Source organism: Phocaeicola sp. RTP21198st1_B8_RTP21198_201120 (assembly GCF_040929485.1).
GTDB lineage: Bacteria > Bacteroidota > Bacteroidia > Bacteroidales > Bacteroidaceae > Phocaeicola > Phocaeicola dorei.
Genome location: NZ_JBCOCI010000047.1, coordinates 1 through 13,653, shown reverse-complemented (window position 1 = coordinate 13,653; position 13,653 = coordinate 1). Strand labels below are relative to the sequence as shown.

Sequence of the window (13,653 nt, the reverse complement as noted above, 5' to 3'; positions counted from 1 at the left end):
CTTGATAAGAGATCTACAAAAAGCATTAACACACATTATATCAACATATTACAGAGCTGTTGAAACGGAATAAAGAAGAATATAAATAAGTGAGAGAACTATTTTTTTATATAAATTCCTATTTTTTTTGCCAAAAATGTATTAGTTCTCAAAACTTTGCTTATTTTTGCACAGAAAATATATATCTCTTATCAAGAGATATATAAATCGGGTCATGTAAAAGCGAAGCATAACAAACTGAAAGACAGAATGTTGCTACTTATAAAGAGTTTATGTTAGCTTTAAAAGGAGAAAAGTTCATCATTTTAACTTTTTTTGTTTCATCAAAGAGAAATCCCATCAACCAATTTTTTTAAAGTTCTACTATAAAAGTCCAGAAGCATTTGGAATTATTATGGAAATGACAATAGATCGAACCCTGTTGCATAAACCTTTTCTATCTCCTGATTAAACCTTTTTATACGGATGTATTCTATCTCCATAGCCTTTGGAGCTATCTCCATAAGCTTTGGAGTTATCTCCCAAGGCTATGGAGTTAACTCCAAAGGCTTACGGAGATAGAACAAACAGGAAAAAAACCTTTAACCATACGGCGGGAAAGGTTTAGAAATATAGACAAGAGCTTTTAAGGATGAATCTGATTACAAAGCTACGCATTCCTTAAGCAGGGAGGAAAAGTCCCCAGACTGCCTTCTTATAAAAAAGCGAAACAACATATTGGCAGGAAGATATACATCTGACTACATGTATGTTATATAGCAACAAGTCGAAATGCTAAAGTGAGGGCATATATCCAATCCCAATCTTTACTTTTGCCTGTCATACAAACCATCCATAAAATTACGAACGCTCGTACAGGGGGGTATCACAAACAATTGTATGAAATAAATCCCCACTAAATTTCTGCTGACCCAAAAGCCGGATAAGCCCTCATTTCAGCAGGCTGAAGGATTTATATCCGGATGAAGGAAATAAAGTAAAAATGGTTCATCATAAACAACTGAGTAACAATATATTACCTTACAATGAAGGATTTGAAGGAAAAAAAACAGGTTATAGAGCCAAATCTTCTCTATAACCTGCATATACTCAAATCACCTTGAAACAATCAGAGAGTGATATCTTTCATTATCTTTTCTAATGCTCCGGCATTATGGTTCACATAATTTCCGGCAGCTTTCCCTGCTTGTTGCAAGCAAGCCTTATCCGACAAAAATTTGTCCATCAGCCGTTTAAAATCATCATAGCCAGTCACTTCAAAACCGCCTTTCTGCTCCAACAAATGTTGCGCCTCGCGAAATTTCTTGTTGTTAGGTCCGAATACCACAGGAATACCATATACAGCCGCTTCCAGCACATTATGAATTCCAACTCCGAAACCACCCCCAATATACGAAATCTCACCATATCGGTAAATGGAGGACAGCAATCCGTAACAGTCGATAATCAAACAATCGGCCTGTGTCACATTTTCTTCCGTAGCCTCGGTATAGCGGATGCACGGACGTTTCACCTTATCTAAAATCTCTTTCAAATGACTGTCGCTCACCACATGAGGAGCAATAACCAGTTTCATCTCAGGATGCTCATTGAAATATTTGATAAAAATATCCTCATCCGGTCCCCATGAGCTGCCTGCAACAAAAGTCAACGAGCCACCTTTGAACTTCTCCACCAGCGGAAGCTGCTTGGCTTGATGGCAGATATCCAGCACACGGTCAAAACGAGTATCGCCCACAACTGTCACATCGGTCACACCAATTGTTGCCAGTAATTTTTTGGAAACTTCATTCTGTACAAACAAATGAGCAAAAGTCCTCAGCACCTCACTATATCTCTTCCCATACCAACGGAAAAAAATCTGATTGGGACGGAAAATGGAAGATACGCTATAGGTGGGAATACCTCTCCTATGCAACTCATTCAAGTAATTCTGCCAAAATTCATACTTGATAAAAAACACCATACAGGGATTAGCCAATTCTACAAACCGACGGACATTACGCGGAGTGTCGAAAGGCAGATAGCAGACAAGGTCTGCCCCCTGGTAGTTCTTTCTCACTTCATACCCTGAGGGAGAAAAGAATGTCTGCAATATTTTATATTCGGGATGCTCCTTACGGATACGTTCTATCAAAGGGCGTCCCTGTTCGAACTCACCCAATGAAGCTGCATGAAACCAAATGTAACGGGCGTTTTTGTCTATCTTGTTACGCAAGATATCAAATACCTCCCGGTGTCCTTTTACCATTTTGGCAGGCTTGGCACTGAACAGGCCGGCAACCTTCACCCCGAATAGATAAATATAGATGACTAAGTTATAAATCATAACTACCGGCTATTACTTGAGCACTTCCACAGCCCGACGAATGCGTCGCAATGTTTCTTCTTTCCCTAAAACGGCTGAAATATCAAACATATGCGGGCCTTTACCCTCACCTACCAAGGTTAAACGGAAAGCATTCATTATATTACCCAAGTGATAACCTTTATCTTCTATCCATTTCATGACCACAGCTTCCTGGTTCTCCAGCGAGAAGTCGTCCAAGGCCTCCAACACGTCCGCCAACTCCAGCATACGTTCGGGAGAGTCCTCTTTCCAACGTTTTTTACGGGTCTTCTCATCATATTCCGTAGGAGCGACGAAGAAGAATTTGCAAGTTTCCCACAAATCCTTGATAAAACTTACACGATCTTTCATCAAACCTACCACGGTCACTACTTTATCCATAGGAGCTTCAATGCCGTGCTCTTTCAAGATCGGCATGAAAAGCCCGGCTACTTCCTCATTGCTTTTCTTCAATATATATTCATGGTTAAACCATTTTCCTTTTTCAAAGTCGAATTTCGCTCCGGCTTTGCTGCAACGGTGCAGGTCGAAAAGCTTCACCAGTTCATCCAAAGACATCAGTTCCTGGTCATTGCCCGGATTCCATCCCAACAGGGCAAGGAAATTGATAACAGCTTCGGGCAGGTAACCCGACTCACGATAACCGGAAGACACCTCACCGGTTTTGGGGTCGTGCCATTCCAACGGGAAAACAGGGAAGCCAAGACGGTCACCATCACGCTTGCTCAGTTTACCGTTACCATCCGGTTTCAACAACAAGGGAAGATGTGCGAACTCGGGCATGGTATCCGCCCAGCCGAAAGCCCGGTACAGCAGGACATGCAACGGAGCGGAAGGCAACCATTCCTCACCACGGATTACATGGGAAACTTCCATCAAATGGTCGTCCACAATGTTTGCCAAATGATAAGTAGGCAGTTCATCCGCCGATTTATATAAAACTTTATCATCTAAAATGGAAGAATTGATCACTACCTCGCCACGGATAATATCATGTACGTGTACATCTTCATTCGGTTCAATCTTGAAACGTACCACATATTGCTTCCCATCGGCAATCAGTGCATCCACTTCTTCTTTTGGCAGAGTCAAAGAGTTACGCATAGACATACGGGTAGAAGCATCGTACTGGAAATTAGAGATTTCCTGACGTTTGGCATCCAACTCTGCCGGAGTATCGAAAGCAATATACGCCTTATCGCTGTCAAGCAACACCTGTACATATTTCTTATAAATATCACGACGTTCAGACTGACGGTAGGGACCGTAGTTACCACCAAAGCTGACTCCTTCGTCGAAGTTTATCCCCAACCACTTAAACGACTCAATGATATATTCTTCCGCACCCGGAACAAAGCGATTTGAGTCGGTATCTTCTATACGGAAAATTAAATCTCCACCATGCTGGCGAGCAAACAGATAGTTATACAAGGCTGTGCGCACACCGCCGATATGCAACGCTCCCGTCGGGCTCGGAGCAAAACGAACTCTTACTTTTCTTTCTGACATTGTTGTTTTATATAAAATACGCTGCAAAATTAATCTAAATTTCCCGATTTTTTCGTATTTTGCGCGCAAAAATATACGATTATGAGAAGTTTCAAGACCAGCAAACGGTTTTCATATAAAAATTTGATTTATAAAAGCCTTATTTTCATTGCCACAGTATCGGTAATAGTCTACTTTTTGCCCAATGAAGGGAAGTTCAACTATCAATTTGATATAAACAAGCCTTGGAAATACGGACTGTTACAGGCATCTTTTGATTTTCCGATTTACAAAAACGATCTGCAAGTACAAAAGGAACAGGACAGCATCCTGGCAGACTATCAACCTTATTTCCAAATAGACAAGGAAGCCGAAAAAAATGTCCTTTCCAAATTAAGGGAGGATTACAACAAGACCTTACGCCACTCATTGCCGGGCACGGACTATGTGCGTTATATTGAACGTACATTAAAGGCACTGTATGAAGACGGAATCATTGCCGGAAATGACTTGAAGCGTATGGAGGAAGACAGCATCATTGCCATACGGTTGGTAGACAAAAATGTAGCAACAAGCCGTTTTATCGACCAATTGTACACCGTGAAGGAAGCCTATGAATATTTGCTGAATGCGGATACCGCCCACTACAAAAAGAAGATATTACAACAATGTAATCTGAATGATTACATTACACCTAATCTGGTTTATGATGAAGAAAAGTCCGAAGCCGCGCAAAAAGATCTGCTCTCTAATATTTCATGGGCAAACGGCTTTGTGTTGAACGGACAAAAGATTATTGACCGTGGAGAAATTGTTGATGAGCAAACTTACAACATATTGGAATCCTTACGCAAGGAATGGGAAAAACGCAGCGACTCGGTACAAGAGAAAAGACTGACATTGGCCGGACAAATATTATATGTAGGAATCTTCCTGTTCTGCTTCATGGCCTATCTGGAGTTGTTCCGGGCAGATTATTATGAACGAAAAGGAACACTCACCTTGCTATTTGCGCTGATTGTATTCTTCCCCGTCCTGTCTTCCATTATGGTGGAACAGAACTTGTCAAGTATTTACGTGGTTCCATTTGCCATGATTCCGATTATAGTCCGTGTATTCCTCGACTCAAGAACGGCATTCATGGCACATGTTACCATTATTTTACTCTGTTCCATTACTTTGCGCTTCCCACACGAGTTTATATTGCTGCAAGTAGTGGCAGGAATGGTGGCAATCTATAGTTTGAGAGAATTATCCCAACGGTCGCAATTGTTACGGACGGCTTTGGTTGTATTTATCAGTTACGCTTTATTATATTTTGCTTTCGAGCTGATTCATGAAGATGATTTGACCAAGCTGAATACGCGCATGTACATCTATTTTATGATTAACGGCATTTTGTTGTTGTTCGCCTATCCGTTATTATTCCTTTTAGAGAAGACCTTCGGCTTCACTTCAGATGTGACTTTGGTGGAATTGTCAAATATCAACAATAGCTTGCTTCGGGAAATGTCCGAAGTAGCTCCGGGCACTTTCCAACACTCATTGCAGATGGCAAACCTGGCTGCTGCGGCGGCAAACAAGATTGGAGGTAAAAGCCAGCTGGTACGTACAGGAGCATTATATCATGATATCGGTAAAATGGTGAATCCGGCTTTTTTCACAGAAAACCAGTCGGGAGTCAACCCACACAAGAGTTTAAGTTATGAACAAAGCGCCCAGGTTATCATCAGTCATATTACCGACGGACTGAAACTGGCGGAGAAGCATAATCTGCCCAAAGTGATCAAAGACTTCATTAGTACCCATCATGGACGGGGACTGACGAAGTATTTCTACATTTCATATAAAAACGAACATCCTGACGAAGAAGTGGACCAGGAAAAGTTCCGCTACCCCGGTCCGAACCCGTTCACCAAAGAACAGGCCGTCCTGATGATGGCAGACTCTGTAGAAGCGGCTTCACGCAGCCTGCCGGAGTACACGGAAGAAAGCATCAGCACACTGGTAGATAAGATTATTGACACACAGGTATCTGAAGGGTATTTCAAAGAATGCCCTATTACGTTCAAGGATATAGCAACAGTTAAAGCGCTGTTTAAAGAAAAGCTGAAAACGATGTATCATACTCGTATCAGTTATCCGGAACTAAAGAAGTAAGTAATCCAGCACAAGCATCTTCCAATATATCAAGCACGTTCTCGAACCCTTGCGCACCGCCATAGTAAGGGTCGGGAACATAGTCTGCCACCTTGGTGCGGCAATAATCTGTCATGCGATGGATTTTCTTTTCCGTTTCCAGGTCGGGGGCACGTTCCATCAAGTCCTCTATATTACGGTCGTCCATACCGATGATCATATCAAAATGATAGAAATCTTCCGTACAGACAGGACGGGAACGATGGGTCAGATTGTAACCGCGACGGGAAGCATGCATCCGCATACGGCTGTCGGGCAATTCCCCTCTATGATAACTCAGGATTCCGGCAGAATCCACCTCTATCTCGTGTTCCAGTCCTTCTTTCTTTATGAGAGTACGCATCACTTCTTCTGCCGAAGAAGACCTGCAAATATTACCAAGGCAGACAAAAAGTATTCTTTTCATATATAATCTACAAATGGAGATATTCTTTAAATGATTTCACATCACGGTTCATGATCAGCTCTTCAGGAAACCCGGTAAGCTGCAACAATTCATACAAATTATCGTAACGGGCTATATCAAACGAAATATGCGCGTCACTTCCCAAGATGACCGGAACTTCATATTTCTTGCATAAACGGAGAATGGTGAGGTTGTTCTCACGGGCATCGGGCTTGTTACGGGTGGGTTTTAAAGAACTGTTATTTATTTCCAATAAAGTATGGTGTTCTTTGGCTGCCAATACCATCGGTTCAAAATGCAACGCCGCCGTACCGTCTCCGGGGTGACTGATAATATGAATAAAAGGATTGCTGATAGCCTGCACCATTCCATGAGTGTTTTCTTCTATCGTTCCATATTCATAACACAAAGAGTGGATACCTGCAATACGGATATCAAGCATCTTCATATAGTCCTCGTCCAAATCAAGGTTTCCTTTACCATCCAGAATATTAATCTCAGCCCCCAGCAACAGCTCCACCCCATACATCCGGCGGGGAACCACATGCAAGTTTCTAAAATAAATAGGATGGCAAGTACCGGGAATACCGGGCGAATGTTCCGTTATCCCTAAAACTTTCAATCCCTTACCGGCGGCAGCTTGCGCCATTTCTTGTAAAGTACTGAATGCATGCCCGCTGGCAATGGTATGGGTATGTACGTCTAATTCTATCTTCATCTTTATTTTCGTTTATCTTTTCTATTATCGTCCAAAACATGGACCGGTTATTGTGGATCTACATCATAATATACTAACAACGAACGAAAACGTTCATCTTCCAATATAGCACGTTGCACGGCAAGCAGATAATCACGCACTTTCTTTATAGAAGCATTCTGCTCCACTTTCACAATCATTTTCTTTATAAATAAGGTCTGGATACGGGCAACCGGTGGTTTGTCCGGGCCCAATACCCTGTCGCCCAATCCGGAACGGAGCTGTGCTGCCATGGTATCCGCCGCCAGATCCAGAACATCTTCTTTGCGATGTTTCAAATATACATAAATCAAACGATAGTAAGGCGGATACTTAAACATCTGCCGTTCTGCCAATTGATCGTAGTATAATTGTTCATAATCATTATGTATCACTTGATGAATAACAGGCAAATCCGGCGATTTGGTCTGAAGGATGACCAGTCCTTGCTTATTTTTACGCCCGGCACGTCCTGCCACTTGGGCCATCAGTTGGAAAGCACGCTCATAGCTCCGGAAGTCCGGGAAGTTCAACATCGTATCAGCATTCAGAATCCCCACCACACTGACATGATCAAAGTCCAATCCTTTGGATACCATCTGAGTACCAATCAGAATGTCCGTCTTGCCCAGTTCAAAATTCGTGATAATTTTCTCGTATGCGGTACGGGTACGGGTGGTATCCAAGTCCATCCGGGCGACTTTCGCCTCGGGGAATATCAGTTTTATATCATCTTCTATACGCTCTGTACCGAAACCGCGATGCATCAATTCCACTCCACCGCACGCCGGGCAGGAACGGGGAACTTGATAGGTATATCCGCAGTAATGGCAAGTCAGCTGGTTCAGCCCCTTATGATACGTCAGACTCACATCACAGTTCTTGCATTTAGGAACCCAGCCGCAGGTATGACATTCTATCATTGGAGCGAAACCGCGACGGTTCTGAAACAGGATAACCTGCTCCTTACGCTCCAATGCCTCTTTTATCTGCTTGACCAGCACCGGTGAGAAAGGCCCCTGCATCCGCTTTTGATGCGCCAGTTCCTTAATGTCAACCAGTTCTATATGAGGAAGCCGGATATCTTTATATCTTTCTTTCAATTCTACCAAGCCATACTTTCCCGAGGTAGCATTAAAGTAAGTTTCCACACCAGGAGTAGCCGTTCCCAACAGCACTTTCGCCTTGAACATAGAAGCCAGCATGATGGCTGAACTACGGGCATGGTAACGTGGGGCGGGGTCTTGCTGTTTATACGTATTCTCGTGTTCCTCATCTATGATGACCAGCCCCAAATTACGAAAAGGCAGAAAAATAGAGGAACGGACTCCGAGAATCACGTCATAGCTCTTCTCTCCCAACTGTTTCTGCCATATCTCCACCCGCTCAGCGTCCGGAAACTTGGAATGATAAATACCCAGCCGATGTCCGAACACCCTTTTCAAACGCTCAGTTATCTGAGTGGTCAGTGCAATTTCCGGAAGCAAATATAAGACTTGCTTTCCTGTTTTCAGCACCTCCTGAATGAGGTGGATATAAATTTCCGTCTTGCCACTGGATGTAACACCATGCAGAAGACACACATTTTTCTCTCTGAAGCATTGAAGAATGTTGCTATAGGCCTGTTGCTGCGCAATATTCAGCGGATTAATATCACCGGTATCCAAAATTCCTTTATCCAAACGTCCTATCTCCTGATGATAGACCTCAAAGACTTTCTTTTCGACCAATCCGTTAAAAACGGCAACAGAACCTCCTGACTTTTCAAGCAGCTCTTTCTTTGTTACTTCCTTTAAAGCATACCCTTTGGTTACCCAACCGGACAATTCCACATACTTCATTAATATCATCAATTGTTTAGGAGCACGTGACAATTCATTGAACAGCCGTTGTAAGTAAGCCTCATCCGCTTCTCCGTTCACCAATCTCACCCTCGCCTCAGTACGCGGTTTGTAATTACGTTTCAGTTCCTCCTTGACAAAAATGGCTTCTTTGTCCAACAAAGACTTGATGACAGTCAACACATTTTTCAGTCCGCTGTTTTTTTCCAACTGGGTTACACACTGTTCTGTATCCCGACTCAACAAATCTAGAATTTTCTGCTCTTTCTCCGGTAACGGTGCGGTGGTCTCAAAATCGGGATTATATTCCACCAACGTTTCGCTTTCCAGTTTCATACCCGAAGGGATAGCCGCCTTGTACACATCTCCTAATGTACAAAGATAATATTCCGCCAGCCATTGCCAGAACTCATATTGTTTCGGTAACAGTACCGGAGATGAATCTAGCACTTCAGCTATATCCTTCGTTTCATACCCCTCCGGGGCCGCATAATGTACATTTGCCACTATTGCCGTATAGAACTTTTTCTTTCCAAACGGAACAATCACCCGACAACCAATCTGTACCATCTCTTCCATCTCCTGAGGAAGGGAATAAGTGTATTGGTTGGCAATAGGTAATGGAACTATGACATCTACGAATTTTTTCATGGTGCAAAATTACAAAAAAGGAGGCATTCAGTAAAGAATGCCTCCTTTTTATCTTTTATTAAATAAGGTTGTCTAGAACAAGTATGCCAAAGAAACTTGCCAAGTGTTGTTCTTTATCTTCACATCCTGAGTAAGTGGTTTACCATCAAGGATTATATTAGGGTCAGCATAAAGAGTGGCAGTATGCCCCAAAGCAAAATTATAATTCACGCCAAGCTGTAAATGGCGGATCAGTTTCACACCTGCCCCCACATTGAAGCTGGTGTTGTTCTTCTTCAGATCATAATTCATAAATCCTTTCTTATTACCAATATTGAAACCGAACTGAGGCCCGGCAGCAATATAAGCACCCAACATACTTCCAAGTCCGAAAGACCATTTCAAATTTACCGGAATCTCAATCGTTTTCAGTTTTGCATCGGTGGAATATCCCTTTGCAGCCAATTCTGTCTGTGAATACAAAGCCGCAACATCCGCACCAATCCCAATAATGGGCAGGGTGAATTCAGCCATCGGACCAATGAACCAACCGGTTTTATTATCTCCTTTTAAATCTGATTTCGAGAAACTAACCTTTGACAGGTTCAAGCCACCTTTTACTCCAAAGTGCAACTGAGCCTGAGCAGGAGCAGCCATCATCAAACATACAGCTACCATTAATACACTAATAATCTTTTTCATGTTTGTCTATTTTTAGTTTACGCCACAAAGATAAACACTTTTTCCATGTATAATGTTCAATCTCTCAGGAAAGTTACATTACGCTTTCCAATACCCCCTTCCAAAAAGAAATATCAAACAAAAAACGGACAGAATTTTTTATTCTGTCCGCTATGCTCTCTTTCTAATATTCTTCTTCGTTGAAAAAGAAATCCTCTTTGCTCGGATAATCCGGCCAAATATCTTCTATACTTTCATAGATTTCGCCTTCATCTTCCATCTCCTGCAAGTTTTCGATTACTTCCAACGGAGCGCCCGAACGCATTGCATAGTCAATCAACTCATCCTTTGTAGCAGGCCAGGGAGCATCCTCTAACTTCGAGGCCAATTCTAATGTCCAGTACATAGTTTTCTTATTTTTTAAGTAAATACTTTTCTTTTGTTCTCTAATTAGCCGCAAAAGTATAATAAATTATTTCATTTGCAACTTTTATCCCAAAAAATTTCATCTGTTTTAGTTAAATGATTTAACTTTCGGGTCAAAATGAATAAATAATCAGATAAACGGTTGACAAATGCTGTTACACGGGCATCTATGTCACATTCTTCAGCCAATGCAAGAATACGTCGCTCGGCACGGCGACACACCGTCCGGCAAATATGTCCAACGGCTGCTCCACGGTCACCTCCCGGCAGAATAAAAGCATTCAAAGGAGGAAGCTCATTGTCAATTACGTCAATTGCCTGCTCCAACATCCGGATGTCTTCATCCTCTATACGACTTTCCATACGCAAATCGATTTGTGTCTGATCCGTTGCCAGATACGAACCGACAGAGAATAATTTATTTTGTACACGAAAAATGATTTGCTTATCCTCCTCATCCGTCAAATACGTTTGCAACAATCCCAAATACGAGTTCAACTCATCCACTGTGCCATAGGCTTCAAGCCGTATATGTGTTTTCGGCACCCGAGTACCACCTACCAATGATGTGGTTCCCTTATCACCTGTTTTGGTGTATATCATGCTTTTCTTCATGGTTCTGGTTATAAAAAATTTACAATATAATGCTGTTTATATCTTGCTTTATCAAAAAAGACCAATCCTATGTCATACAAATCAAAAGTGATACCCGTCGACTCACTGGTTACAATTTGCTCCCACCATTTCCGTTTTTCCCTCGATTCATGAATTCCTCCGACAATAAAACAACTACGAGGTCCGGCATAAGGAAGTACCAGTTCAAAAACTTCTTTATAAAAAGGAGTATGCCCTATATGCAGACAATCTAATGTATGCACCTCCGACAGTTTCTCCTCCAGTTGTCGAGAAGTCTTTGTCCAATCCCTGCCTTTCAAGGTGATGGAATCCATGGTATGACACGCAGCCCGCATATATCCTATGGATGCCCCATTACCAATTCCCACTTCAATCAATGACTTTGGTCTGAAATAATTAACCAACCGGAATAGTAAACGGTTCACTTTTCTTCGATAATGTGGCAAATAAGCAGGAAATCCTCTTTCCTTCAATACCCGATAAGCATAATAGTGATATTTTTCATAAACGACAGAAGTAATCAGAAAAAAATCAGACGGAGAGTGTACTCCGTAACCACAACGGTGACGGAAGCGACTGCACCAATTCCATATACGATGAAGAAAAAACATATTTCTCGGCTTTATTAAGTAACACAAAGATAAAAGATTACCCGACAATATCGAAATAAAATGCTATTTTTGTTGCCAATTAGTTATTAAACCATTTATAAACAATGAAACACACACACTCTTTTATGTTATGGGCAATACTGGCCGTCTTGTTGCCTTTACAAATAACCCAGGCCACAGCTCCTCCCACTGAATTACAGAAAAGACTTCAAAATCTTCCGGACATCAGTGACATTAAACCAATGCAAAGTGATGCCTATCCGGAGAAATATGTATTCTTCATTAATCAACTATTGGATCCGCATCACCCCGAAGCAGGGAATTTTAAGCAAAGGGTTATTCTCTCGCATGTAGGTTTTGACCGCCCCACTGTACTGGTTACCGAAGGCTATGCCGCCCATTATGCCACCCATCCGCGTTATCAAGAAGAGTTATCCAAATTATTCAACGCCAATCTGGTATTCGTGGAATACCGTTACTTTGGTGAGTCCATGCCGAAGCCCTGCAACTGGGATTATCTCACGGTTGAAAATTCACTGTATGATTTGCATCATGTAACCACGACTTTGAAACAACTATACGATCAGAAATGGATAGCTACTGGAATCAGCAAAGGCGGACAGACTACGATGTTCTATCGCACTTACTTTCCTGATGATGTGGATATCTCCGTACCTTACGTAGCCCCCCTCAACCAATCATTGGAGGACGGCCGTCACGAACCGTTCATTGCCAATAAAGTTTCGACTCCCGAAAACCGGAAACGAGTTGAAAACTTTCAACTGGAAGTACTTAAACGCAAAAACCAGCTGTTGCCGATGTTCGAAAAATATTGCTCAGATAAAGGATATACCTTCCGCATTCCTATAGCCGAAGTATACGACTTCAATGTATTGGAATACTCATTTGCCCTATGGCAATGGGGAACTCCTGTAAATAAAATTCCGGAAACAGATGCCGATGATCACACTCTATTCAAGCATTTCATGGCTATTTGTGAGCCGGATTATTTCTCCGAACAATCTCCCTACCCTTCTTTCAATGTGCAAGCAGCCAAAGAACTGGGGTATTACGGATATGACATCAAACCTTTCAAAAAGTATCTGACGATAAAGAGTAGCCGTAACTATCTTCATAAGGTAATGTTACCGCCCGAACTGTCAAATCTCAAATTTGACAAGACACTATATAATAAGGTAGTAAAATTCCTGAAAGAGAATGATCCCGAAATGATCTATATTTATGGCGGCAATGATCCTTGGACAGCTTCGGGCGTTACTTGGCTGAAGAACAAGAAAAACATAAAAGTTTATGTGTTACCCGGCGGCAGCCATACCACCCGTATCGGCAGCTTTGACACCGACACACAAGAAGAAATCAAGACACAGATCAATGCATGGCTGAATAAAGAATAGCAAAGAGACGAGGTAAAAAGCTTTTCCGCCACAGGCTACGCAGATTTTCACCGGTTATTTCCATTGAGAACCAACTGTTTAATATTGGGCTGGTGTCAATCTGAATAATCTGTGGCAGAATCTTGATTTTTATCATAAAGGCATATTGCCATGTTTCTTAGGCGGATTGCTTTGGTTTTTGTTGTGACACATTTCCAAAGCCTGAATGAGTTTATAGCGGGTGTCACGGGGCAT

Annotated in this window: 13 protein-coding genes; 2 read left to right on the top strand and 11 right to left on the bottom strand. The window is 42.0% G+C overall.

What is annotated here, in order from left to right; genetic code table 11:
* Positions 1–447 precede the first annotated feature (447 nt).
* The 3 genes from AB5935_RS15635 to gltX form a co-directional block, all read right to left on the bottom strand.
* The gene (locus tag AB5935_RS15635; RefSeq protein ID WP_227414158.1) at positions 448–525 is read right to left on the bottom strand and encodes a hypothetical protein; all 78 of its coding nucleotides are present in this window, start codon (positions 523–525) and stop codon (positions 448–450) included.
* Positions 526–1,108: 583 nt separating this feature from the next.
* Positions 1,109–2,329, bottom strand: a complete 1,221-nt coding sequence (locus tag AB5935_RS15630; protein ID WP_007842118.1) for a 3-deoxy-D-manno-octulosonic acid transferase — start codon at positions 2,327–2,329, stop codon at positions 1,109–1,111.
* A gap of 12 nt (positions 2,330–2,341) precedes the next feature.
* Entirely contained in the window at positions 2,342–3,859 is a 1,518-nt protein-coding gene (gltX, locus tag AB5935_RS15625) for a glutamate--tRNA ligase (RefSeq protein ID WP_007842113.1), read from the bottom strand.
* Between the two features lie 81 nt (positions 3,860–3,940).
* Here gltX and AB5935_RS15620 point away from each other — a divergent pair, with 81 nt between their 5' ends.
* Positions 3,941–5,998 (top strand): HD family phosphohydrolase, encoded by a 2,058-nt coding sequence (locus tag AB5935_RS15620; protein WP_038608618.1) that lies wholly within the window; start codon positions 3,941–3,943, stop codon positions 5,996–5,998.
* On the opposite strand, the gene AB5935_RS15615 is transcribed toward AB5935_RS15620, so the two are convergent.
* The 7 genes from AB5935_RS15615 to AB5935_RS15585 form a co-directional block, all read right to left on the bottom strand.
* Entirely contained in the window at positions 5,973–6,443 is a 471-nt protein-coding gene (locus AB5935_RS15615; protein ID WP_007847092.1) for a low molecular weight protein-tyrosine-phosphatase, read from the bottom strand. The two genes, AB5935_RS15620 and AB5935_RS15615, sit on opposite strands and share 26 nt — an antisense overlap.
* Before the next feature lie 7 nt (positions 6,444–6,450).
* Positions 6,451–7,161, bottom strand: coding sequence for a phosphatase (locus AB5935_RS15610; RefSeq protein ID WP_007834924.1), 711 nt, complete (start codon positions 7,159–7,161; stop codon positions 6,451–6,453).
* Between the two features lie 47 nt (positions 7,162–7,208).
* Entirely contained in the window at positions 7,209–9,671 is a 2,463-nt protein-coding gene (gene priA / locus AB5935_RS15605; RefSeq protein ID WP_007855193.1) for a primosomal protein N', read from the bottom strand.
* Between the two features lie 72 nt (positions 9,672–9,743).
* Entirely contained in the window at positions 9,744–10,352 is a 609-nt protein-coding gene (locus AB5935_RS15600; RefSeq protein WP_007834921.1) for a porin family protein, read from the bottom strand.
* A gap of 163 nt (positions 10,353–10,515) precedes the next feature.
* Positions 10,516–10,737, bottom strand: coding sequence for a DUF2795 domain-containing protein (locus tag AB5935_RS15595; protein ID WP_002558131.1), 222 nt, complete (start codon positions 10,735–10,737; stop codon positions 10,516–10,518).
* Positions 10,738–10,808: 71 nt separating this feature from the next.
* Complete coding sequence (locus AB5935_RS15590) at positions 10,809–11,372, bottom strand: cob(I)yrinic acid a,c-diamide adenosyltransferase (protein ID WP_007834893.1); 564 nt, start codon at positions 11,370–11,372, stop codon at positions 10,809–10,811.
* Between the two features lie 8 nt (positions 11,373–11,380).
* The gene (locus AB5935_RS15585) at positions 11,381–12,004 is read right to left on the bottom strand and encodes a hypothetical protein (RefSeq protein WP_008656831.1); all 624 of its coding nucleotides are present in this window, start codon (positions 12,002–12,004) and stop codon (positions 11,381–11,383) included.
* Between the two features lie 104 nt (positions 12,005–12,108).
* Here AB5935_RS15585 and AB5935_RS15580 point away from each other — a divergent pair, with 104 nt between their 5' ends.
* Complete coding sequence (locus tag AB5935_RS15580) at positions 12,109–13,419, top strand: S28 family serine protease (RefSeq protein WP_038608614.1); 1,311 nt, start codon at positions 12,109–12,111, stop codon at positions 13,417–13,419.
* A gap of 132 nt (positions 13,420–13,551) precedes the next feature.
* Here AB5935_RS15580 and AB5935_RS15575 read toward each other — a convergent pair.
* The coding region (locus AB5935_RS15575) for an acyl-CoA carboxylase (RefSeq protein ID WP_080597605.1) at positions 13,552–13,653 on the bottom strand (102 nt) is incomplete at its 5' end.

Excerpts from the sequence above, each read along its gene's own strand:
- priA (WP_007855193.1), bottom strand. The coding sequence starts at position 9,671 with ATGAAAAAATTCGTAGATGTCATAGTTCCATTACCTATTGCCAACCAA.
- AB5935_RS15630 (WP_007842118.1), bottom strand. The coding sequence starts at position 2,329 with ATGATTTATAACTTAGTCATCTATATTTATCTATTCGGGGTGAAGGTT.
- AB5935_RS15610 (WP_007834924.1), bottom strand. The coding sequence starts at position 7,161 with ATGAAGATAGAATTAGACGTACATACCCATACCATTGCCAGCGGGCAT.
- AB5935_RS15585 (WP_008656831.1), bottom strand. The coding sequence starts at position 12,004 with ATGTTTTTTCTTCATCGTATATGGAATTGGTGCAGTCGCTTCCGTCAC.
- AB5935_RS15595 (WP_002558131.1), bottom strand. The coding sequence starts at position 10,737 with ATGTACTGGACATTAGAATTGGCCTCGAAGTTAGAGGATGCTCCCTGG.
- gltX (WP_007842113.1), bottom strand. The coding sequence starts at position 3,859 with ATGTCAGAAAGAAAAGTAAGAGTTCGTTTTGCTCCGAGCCCGACGGGA.
- AB5935_RS15620 (WP_038608618.1), top strand. The coding sequence starts at position 3,941 with ATGAGAAGTTTCAAGACCAGCAAACGGTTTTCATATAAAAATTTGATT.
- AB5935_RS15590 (WP_007834893.1), bottom strand. The coding sequence starts at position 11,372 with ATGAAGAAAAGCATGATATACACCAAAACAGGTGATAAGGGAACCACA.
- AB5935_RS15600 (WP_007834921.1), bottom strand. The coding sequence starts at position 10,352 with ATGAAAAAGATTATTAGTGTATTAATGGTAGCTGTATGTTTGATGATG.
- AB5935_RS15615 (WP_007847092.1), bottom strand. The coding sequence starts at position 6,443 with ATGAAAAGAATACTTTTTGTCTGCCTTGGTAATATTTGCAGGTCTTCT.
- AB5935_RS15580 (WP_038608614.1), top strand. The coding sequence starts at position 12,109 with ATGAAACACACACACTCTTTTATGTTATGGGCAATACTGGCCGTCTTG.